Here is a 422-nt window from a genome sequence, read left to right on the forward strand (position 1 = left end):
GGGCGGCGCGAGCTGGCCGGCTTGCCGTATGACGGCGAAGTCATCGGCGCCGTGCAGCGCTCCGCCAAGGATTCCACCTGCCGCGACATCGTCGTCTGCGCGGCAGGCACCTTGCCGGCCGAGCTGCACAAACTGTGGCGCACCAGCACGCCGGGCGGCTACCACATGGAATACGGCTACTCGTGCATGGGCTATGAAATCGCCGGCGGCCTCGGCGTCAAGATGGCGAAACCCGATGCCGAGGTAATCGTCATGGTGGGCGACGGCAGCTATCTGATGATGAATTCGGAAATCGCCACTTCCGTCATGCTGGACAAAAAGCTCATCATCGTCGTGCTCGACAACCGCGGTTACGGCTGTATCAACCGATTGCAGCAGGCGTGCGGCAATGCCTCGTTCAACAATATGTTGCCCGACAGCGC

The 422-nt window shown here is 62.1% G+C and carries 1 protein-coding gene; it reads left to right on the forward strand.

The window, feature by feature from the left end; all coding sequences use genetic code 11:
- On the forward strand, nt 1-422 hold a 422-nt coding region (locus K0F85_RS28370; RefSeq protein WP_257638220.1), incomplete at both ends, for a thiamine pyrophosphate-dependent enzyme.

The sequence above is a fragment of the Janthinobacterium sp. UMAB-56 genome (assembly GCF_900095265.1).
GTDB lineage: Bacteria > Pseudomonadota > Gammaproteobacteria > Burkholderiales > Burkholderiaceae_D > Janthinobacterium.